The 7,364-nt window shown below is 71.0% G+C and carries 7 protein-coding genes and 2 pseudogenes; 4 read left to right on the top strand and 5 right to left on the bottom strand.

Annotated features, from left to right (window positions below):
* Positions 1–118: 118 nt before the first annotated feature.
* A complete protein-coding gene (locus tag BIV23_RS41585) occupies positions 119–748 on the top strand; it encodes a TetR/AcrR family transcriptional regulator (RefSeq protein WP_071386202.1) in 630 nt (209 codons plus the stop codon).
* Positions 749–1,318: 570 nt separating this feature from the next.
* Here BIV23_RS41585 and BIV23_RS41580 read toward each other — a convergent pair.
* Genes BIV23_RS41580 through BIV23_RS41570 form a run of 3 tightly spaced genes read right to left on the bottom strand, consistent with a single transcriptional unit; the run spans position 1,319 to position 4,228 of the window.
* Entirely contained in the window at positions 1,319–2,479 is a 1,161-nt protein-coding gene (locus BIV23_RS41580) for a caspase, EACC1-associated type (RefSeq protein ID WP_071386201.1), read from the bottom strand.
* On the bottom strand, positions 2,463–2,870 hold the full coding sequence (locus tag BIV23_RS41575) for an effector-associated constant component EACC1 (protein WP_071386200.1): 408 nt from the start codon (positions 2,868–2,870) through the stop codon (positions 2,463–2,465). The genes BIV23_RS41580 and BIV23_RS41575 overlap by 17 nt, the downstream gene beginning before the upstream one ends.
* On the bottom strand, positions 2,867–4,228 hold the full coding sequence (locus BIV23_RS41570) for a serine/threonine-protein kinase (protein WP_071386199.1): 1,362 nt from the start codon (positions 4,226–4,228) through the stop codon (positions 2,867–2,869). Before BIV23_RS41570 ends, BIV23_RS41575 begins: the two co-directional genes overlap by 4 nt.
* On the opposite strand from BIV23_RS41570, the pseudogene BIV23_RS54205 reads away from it, so the two are divergent.
* The 3 genes and pseudogenes from BIV23_RS54205 to BIV23_RS41560 all read left to right on the top strand — a co-directional run.
* Positions 4,167–5,063 (top strand): annotated as a pseudogene (locus tag BIV23_RS54205) (FAD-dependent oxidoreductase); the annotation flags it as partial. The gene BIV23_RS41570 and the pseudogene BIV23_RS54205 overlap by 62 nt on opposite strands.
* Before the next feature lie 25 nt (positions 5,064–5,088).
* The gene (locus tag BIV23_RS53425) at positions 5,089–5,649 is read left to right on the top strand and encodes an FAD-dependent oxidoreductase (protein ID WP_071386198.1); all 561 of its coding nucleotides are present in this window, start codon (positions 5,089–5,091) and stop codon (positions 5,647–5,649) included.
* Between the two features lie 266 nt (positions 5,650–5,915).
* The gene (locus tag BIV23_RS41560) at positions 5,916–6,578 is read left to right on the top strand and encodes a HalD/BesD family halogenase (RefSeq protein WP_071386197.1); all 663 of its coding nucleotides are present in this window, start codon (positions 5,916–5,918) and stop codon (positions 6,576–6,578) included.
* A gap of 139 nt (positions 6,579–6,717) precedes the next feature.
* Here BIV23_RS41560 and BIV23_RS50960 read toward each other — a convergent pair whose 3' ends face one another.
* On the bottom strand, positions 6,718–6,888 hold the full coding sequence (locus BIV23_RS50960; RefSeq protein ID WP_177240231.1) for a hypothetical protein: 171 nt from the start codon (positions 6,886–6,888) through the stop codon (positions 6,718–6,720).
* Between the two features lie 134 nt (positions 6,889–7,022).
* Positions 7,023–7,364: pseudogene (locus tag BIV23_RS41550) on the bottom strand (hypothetical protein); the annotation flags it as partial.

The raw sequence follows: 7,364 nt of genomic DNA, 5'->3' as shown, positions 1-7,364 counted from the left end.
TTCTTAGGCACGTGAGATGTCTCTCTCGTCGCCTGGCTTGGCTAATGGTTCTGAAGTTCCGTTAGAGTGTGGTCTCACCGTAGCAGATGTGAGTGATTAACGAAACTGGAGTGCCATTATGAGGATTGAGGGTGCGGATCCGGGGACCGTCCGTCCTGGAGGACGCACGGCGCGGGTGCGGGCGTCGGTGCTGCAGGCGGCTGGGGACGCCTTGGCGGAGCATGGCTTTGCCGGCCTGGACCTCGCTGACATCGCGCGCCGTGCCGAGGTGGGCAAGACCACCGTCTACCGCCGCTGGGGAACGGTGACCATCTTGGTGGCCGACCTGTTGACGGACATGGCCGAGCAGTCGCTGCCGCGTACCGAGACCGGCTCGCTGCTCGGTGATCTCAAGGCCAATGCCCGGCTCGTGCAGCGCACTTTGGCCGATCCGCGGCAAGGAGCGCTGTTCAAAGCCGTGATCGCCGCCGCCACCTGTGAGGCGAAGACGGCCGAGGCCCTGCACCGCTTCTACGACATCCGCGTCAAGGAATGGGCACCCTGTGTCCAGCAGGCCATCGACAGGGGCGAGGTGCCTGAGGGCACCGATGTCCACGAGGTGATCCGCGCTGTCTCCGCCCCCCTCTACTACCGGCTGCTGACCAGCAGCGGCGGCCTCGACGAAGCCGCCGCGGACCAGGCCGCCGAGGCCGCAGTGGCTGCGGCGCGTGCGGGGGCGTACCTGCGGGGTGACGAAGGGCATGCGTGACCGGCTTTCCGCATCCGTCGCTGAGCGCGAATCACCGAGCGCGATCTCCGGGGGCAGAACGTTTCCAGGTTCCCCCCGGCCTCGGTGGCGGGTTGGACAGTGATGTCGTCGTGGTGGCCGAGCATGCGGGCGACCACGAGGGGCTTGGAGTACGAGGTGGCGGGGCACCCGGCGCGACGGGGCCGCCTCGTGGTCCGCGGCGAGCACGACGGTAGCGCGGCGAGGCGGTCTCCCGGGTGCGCACGAGCCCGGCGGGCGCGGCCGCGGGCACCGGATCGGCGTCGGGCGGCTCGGACACCGGGACCGCGCCGGGCGCGCCAGGACACGCAGGGCGCGGACAACCGTCCGGGCCCGCCGGCGCGTTGGCGCCGCGATGATCCACTCCTGCTCCAGCCGGGTCCTCGTCGCCCGGGCCGACGACTGCGGGCACACCGTGAGCTGCCCGGCATCGGCGTCGTAGGACACGGCGGCGCCGTGCACGGCGAGCTCGGGGGCGATGGCCGCCCACCGCTCGCGCAGCAAGGCACCTGCGCCGCGAGCTCCCACGCGCGCTCGGTGACCAGCGCGCGCTCATCGCCTGATCGGGAAAGTCTCCGGAGAGGAACCACTCCCTTCCGCGATGTCGAGGGCGTGCTTGAGCACTTCGCACGCCTGCAAATGGTTTCCCGACTCCTGGAGCAGGTCTGCCAACCGTCTGCACACCAGGACGGCTTCAGGGCCGTAGACCTTGTGCACTTGGCGGAAGGCCTGTTCCAGGAGCTCGATGGCCTCTTTGACCTGACCTGTCTCGGCGAGCAGCTCGGACAGTTCGAGCTGTACGGCGAGCAGGTCACCGCGTGCCCCATTGGTCTGCTCCTGCAGTGCGACCCGGAGGACGGCCAGTGCGTCGCGGGCGTTGCCGTGGGTGCGCAGGAGGCGGGCGAGCGCCAGGCCGGTGGCGACCACGGCTGAGTGCACGTCGGCGGCCAGCACGGGGCCTGCGGGAGTGTGACGGTCGGCGCGCGCCTTGTTGCGGGCCAGCGGCAGCCGTCCCACCCCGTTTTCCTGGGAGCGCTGGGGCAGCGGGCGGTTTTTCGCGCGCAGGCGCTCTTCGAGGACGCGGTACAGCATGTCCAGGTCGATCAGCTCGGGGCCGTCCTGGACGCCTTGGCGCAGGATGCCCAGCAGCTCCCCGGTGAAGGCGGTGTAGCGCTCTCCGTCGGGCGCGAGGGCGAGGCGGTCGCGTGGTGAGGCGGTGAGCACGTAGGCGCCGTCCACGGCGGCCTGCGCGGCGAGCAGGTCCCCGTCGCCGGCCAGGGCGCGGGCGGCACGGCCGCTGAAGCAGCAGTCGAGGACGACGATCTTGCGTCGGGCGCGGGCAGCGCGCAGGGCGGCGCGCAGATGCTGGTAGGCGACGGCGGTGTAGCCCAGGTGTTCGCGGGTGTCTCCGAGGGCGAGGTACAGGTCGGCGGACTCGGTGTCCCGCATGCCGTGGCCGGCGAAGTACACGATCAGGGTGTCGGTGGCCTCGTCGCCCGCCTGGTACACCGGGTCCAGGATCGCCTGAGGGCTGAGCGGGTCGGTGACGACGGCGCAGTGCTGGACGGGCAGCCCCCACACCGTGGCGTCGCACAGCTCCGCGGCGAGGTCCACCACGCCGGCCTCGACCGCGGGTAGCTGAGGCAGGTGCCGGTAAGAGGCGGTGCCGATGAGGACGGCTCGTGAGAGCGCCGGGTCAGGGAGTGCCGCCATCGCCTCCGGTCTCCTCCGTCCGCGGTGCCGGCAGCACGGCGGGATGTCCGTCGAGCAGGCCGATGAGGGCGCGCAGGGTCTCCTCGTCACGCGCCGCCTGAGGGGTGAGGACGACCTCCACCTCGCCGCGGCGCAGGGTCACCGCCGGCGCGTGGTGCCGGGAGGACTGCCATTGCAGGACGGAGACGATGAGCGAGGCGGTGGACAGTCCGCTGCCGACGGCGAGCTGGAGCAGGTCGAAGCCGGTGCCCATGGCCCCGGAGGTGGGCGGTGCGCCGCCGATGCGGCCACGCACGTCGAGCGTCTCGTCCTCGTGGAGCCAGCGCAGCAGGGAGCGCAGGTCGTCCTCGGCCCCGTCGGCCGCCTCGATCTCCGCGACCAGGTCAGTCATCGTCTCTGTCCGTTTCTCTCGTCTCCGTCGGTACGCGCGACGACACGCCTGTTCACCCGGGCGAGCAGGTCCAGTGCCTCCGCCCCGGCGCCGAGCCTGGCCAGGCACAGGGCCTGCCAGTACTGGCTGGTGAGGGTGGTCGGGTGGTCGGGGCCGAGCGACGAGAGGCACACCTGGACGACCACCGACAGCATTTCCGCAGCCTCCCGCACCTGGCCGCGCAGTACCAGGTTGGCGGCCTCGCGCTGGCGGGACAGGGCGCTGCGCGCGGTCATCCTGGCGAGGACGATCCGACGGGTGGCGTCGCTGAGAGTGGCGGGATGGAAGGGGCCCGGACCGGCCTCCGGGGCCTGCAAGGTGGTGTCGGCCTGTTCCCAGTCGTACTCGGGCAGTTCCTCGGCGCGAGCGGGGGCGTCGAAGACCGCCCGCACCGCACCGTCACGGACTTCGCGGTTGAGCAGGCCGACGAGCTCTTCGGTCCCGCCTTCCGCTCCGCCTTCAAGAAGGCTGCGTATCCTTTTGAGGTCCTGCGGACGCCGGGCGGGGTCCTTCTCGCACAACTCGTCGACCAGGCTCGTCAGCCACGCCGCACCGGCTTCGGGTCGCCCGCCGAGCCGGGGGATGCCAGCGCCCAATGCCTGTTCCACGATGGTGCCGACCTCCGCGGCTCCGCCGAACGGCATCTCCCCGGTGATCATCAGGTACATGCAAGCACCGAGGCCGTACCAGTCCGCCGCCGGCCCCGGATCGGCCCCGCTGATGGTCTCGGGCGCCATGAACTGCGGGGTGCCCACGACGACTCCGGTCCTGGTGATCGCCGCCTCGCCGGCCAGCCGTGCCAACCCGAAGTCCTGCAGAACGACTCGCCCGTCGCGCGTGATGCCGACGTTGGAGGGCTTGAGGTCGCGGTGGAGCACACCAGCCTCGTGTGCCGCGATCAGAGCGTCGGCGACTCCGAGACCCACGGCGCAAACGGCCGGCGCGGGCAGCCGTCCCACCGCCGAGATCAGGTCCGCCAGGCTCATCCCGTCGAGCAACTGCATCACCAGGTAGGGCGTCCCGGTCCCGTTCTGCACCAGACTGTCGTACAGCGTCACGACTCCGGGGTGGTCGATCCTGGCAAGCGCGCGCGCTTCCCGCACGAAGCGCTCCCATGCCTCGTTGTCCTCGCCGAGCCCCTCGACCGCCGTCAGCATCTTCACCGCAACCCGTCGGTCGAGCCGCGTATCGTCCGCCTCGTACACGACGCCCATACCGCCGCGCCCAAGCAGCCTGAGGCGCCGGTAGCGCCCGGCAATGAGGGACCGTCCGTCCGGCGACTCCGGGTCACCTGAGCCGACCCGCTCCCGCCTGTCCATCACGCTCCCCCGTTTCCCCGCCGCTGGACCCGTACGTTACGACGCGCTGCTGGCCGGTGTCACCCAGTACATGTCGCATCCCCCCTCCCTGCAGCATGTCCTGCGGTCAGAACGCCGACGGGAGCGAGTATCCGGCCGCCTGCGACATGGATCCATGAGGAGCATCGTGTTGGGCAACACGCAGGTCGCCGGTGTCGCTGCCGGGATGTTCGGTTCCGCGGCGGCCAAGTACCTCAGCCGCGCGGGCGCGGACACCGTCGTGATCGGCGCCGCGGAACCGCCGTACCGGGCAAGTGCCCGCCTGCCGGAGTTCGGCGCCTACCAGGACGAGTCCCGGATCGCCCGCTGCCTGGGCTGGGATCGCTTCTCGGGCACCGTGGACACCCGCTCGACGGCCCGCTACCGGGACATCGAGGCAGAGTCCGGCACCGACTTCTTCCAGGAGTGCAGGTCTTTCGCGCTGACAGCGGCCTCCCTCGGCGACCACACCGAGCGCATGCTCAGCTCGGGACGGGACGACGACGTCGTGGTGGAACGGCTGACCGGCGCGGACGTGCGCCGACAGTTCCCCGGGCTGCGGCCGCCCCCGATCGCCGGCGGTGTCGAGGCCCTCCTGGAGCGCAGGAACGCCGGCTACATCAATCCCCGGCGACTGGTGCGAGCCCAGCTGGCACTGGCCGTGGCATCGGGTGCGCGGCTGCTGCGCGGATCGGTGACCTCCGTCCGCAGGGACGAGAAAGCCGGCCTGTGGCAGGTGTGCGGGCAGGACTTCGGCGTCGGGGCCGAGAAGGTCCTCGTCGCGGCGGGGCGCTGGTCAACCACGGCAACGCCTTCCCCCGGGCCGTCAGCTCGACCTCCAGGTGTTCACCGAGCCCAACCTCCTGTTCGAGAACAGCGCGGCCCAGCGTGCACGGCTGCGGGACCTGCCCACGGTCGTGACGATCGACCCGGCCGACTCGGGCGACGACAACATGTCGGCCTACCTGCTGCCGCCCGTCCGCTACCCCGACGGCAGGTGGTACCTGCGGATCGGGCCTGCGATGCAGCCCTTGGTGAAGGAACTGCGCACGGCGCGGGAGATCCTCATCTGGTGCGTCCGGCAGAGGATCACGGCGGATCAGTCGGACTTTCTCCTGCGGACGATGCGCACGCTGCTTCCCGGCCCGGCACCGTTCTCCGTCCGCGAGGCCTGCTGCGTCGTCGACAAGACCCCCTCGCGCTACCCGTACATCGGCCGCCTGGACGACGACGGCCTGTTCGTGGTCAGCGGCGGCAATGGACACGGGGCGCGGGGATCCGACGAGATCGGCCGGCTCGCGGCAGCCGTCGTCCTGGGCCAGACGTGGGAATTCCCCCTCCCGCAGGAGGCGTTCGCTCCCGTGCGGCGTCCGTGCCACGGCCGGACCGGCCCTGCTATCTGAAGCTGCTTTTCCGGCTGTGCTGAGCCATCTGCGCAGGGCTCGCGAGGACCGCACCGCCGCCATGGGACCAGGTCGATGCCGACGAGGCCGTGGGAGCGGCCGTGTCCGGCCGGGCGAGCCCCGCGAAGTATCTCCACGAGGATCCGGCACAGGGCCGTCACCAGCCGGTGATGTCGCCCGGTCGCGAGTTCCAGGGCCCGGGACGGGTGCCTCGCGGTGAACCCTTCTCCGGCGTGTTCCGGGACAGAGCCGGGTAGAGCGAGACAGTGCTTTTCTTACCCGAGTACACCCGCGCTCTGTCCGGCCGTTTCTCCGCTGACGGCTACCTCCCGCTGCCCGGGCTGCTGCCGCCGGCCCTCCGGGCCCTGCGCGCGGAGGCGGCACGGCTGGAACGGCTCGCCGGGCGGCGGGACTTCGCCATGGAGTGCATGGACTCCTCACCCCGTCACATGACCACCCTCGGCGGTCACGTCATCGCCCGGGAGTCCCCACTGATCATGCGCCTCTACCACGACAGCGGGCTGATCCGGCTGATCGGCCGCGTCGCGGGGATGCGAGCTGTGCCGGTGCGCGAGGCGCTCGAACGTCACGTCCTCAATGCCCTGCACCGGGACGGGGAAACCCACGGTGCCCACACCGACGACTACCCGCTGGCCCTGGTGATGTTCACCGAGGCACCCGAGGACCCCGCCGACGGCGGGATCCTGGAGTACATCCCCCGCGCCGACGGGCTGTGCGCGCTGGACACGCCCGTCGTACGGCGGGCCCACCACCGCCCGGGCGAGGGCTACCTGCTGCGCAGCGACACCACCGCCCACCGGGTCACGCCCCTGCGCCGCCCGGGTGTGCGGCGTACGGTGTTCAACTTCGCCTACACCACGAGCGACCGGCAGCAGGCCGCCACCCCCGGCGCGGGCCGGCTGTACTGAGCGGGGCCCGCGCAGTCTTCGGGTTCTGATCGTCGGCGTCAGGCTCAGCGACCGGGCCGGGCGTGACTGCTTGGGGGAAGGTGAGCAGCCGCCCGTATCACAGGCGGCCTTGACGCGCTGCATCCTGGGGTGGTTCTTCTCACCGTGGTAAGCCACCGCCCACGGTCAGTTCGGGATCCATGCCGTTGGTGTAGCCGCCGGTCCCCAGGTGGGGCTGCATGGTGGCGTGGACGTCACGCAGCCATGTGAGTCTGCGGTCGGCGTGTGTACGGTCGGTGAACTGGTGCAACTGCTCGAGAGCTGTGGCCATTTCGGCTGCTGATGCCGGGCTGATCGGTTCGCGCACGACGTATGACTTGGCCGCGAAAGCGACCCGGGGTCCGAAGATGCCGCCGCCCCAGCGGTCCGCTTCGCAGGCGGTCCGTGGGTAGTCGCAGGGGACGATCACCCGGCCGGTCCGGGCCGGCCCACCTCCGCGGCCAGCCGGTCCAGAACCGGCGCGAGGCCTGCGGGCGTGCCGATGAACGTACCGGTCACGGTGGGCAGGGCGGGCATGTCGGAGTCGCCGGGCTGCTCGAAGGCGCAGCACACCGCACGCGGTGTCGTCGGGTCGGCCTTGAAGACCGTCCAGCCCTGAATCACGGCCGCGGTCGCGGTGGCGGTGGCGGTGTCGGGCCAGGTGACCATGAACCTGGTGAAACTGAGGTCTCGGATATCCTTGGTGGCGAACTCCAGTGCGGTGATCGCACCGAAGTTGCCTCCCCCGTTATGTTTTCCGCGGTCCTG

The sequence above is a fragment of the Streptomyces monashensis genome (assembly GCF_001866665.1).
Taxonomy (GTDB): domain Bacteria; phylum Actinomycetota; class Actinomycetes; order Streptomycetales; family Streptomycetaceae; genus Streptomyces; species Streptomyces monashensis.
The sequence above is the reverse complement of the archived record's forward strand: the minus strand, read 5'-3'. Positions and strand labels throughout refer to the sequence as shown.

Bases quoted from the DNA above. Each gene is read 5' to 3' on its own strand.
- BIV23_RS50960 (WP_177240231.1), bottom strand. From the start codon at position 6,888: ATGGCCACAGCTCTCGAGCAGTTGCACCAGTTCACCGACCGTACACAC.
- BIV23_RS41580 (WP_071386201.1), bottom strand. From the start codon at position 2,479: ATGGCGGCACTCCCTGACCCGGCGCTCTCACGAGCCGTCCTCATCGGC.
- BIV23_RS41570 (WP_071386199.1), bottom strand. From the start codon at position 4,228: ATGGACAGGCGGGAGCGGGTCGGCTCAGGTGACCCGGAGTCGCCGGAC.
- BIV23_RS41575 (WP_071386200.1), bottom strand. From the start codon at position 2,870: ATGACTGACCTGGTCGCGGAGATCGAGGCGGCCGACGGGGCCGAGGAC.
- BIV23_RS41585 (WP_071386202.1), top strand. From the start codon at position 119: ATGAGGATTGAGGGTGCGGATCCGGGGACCGTCCGTCCTGGAGGACGC.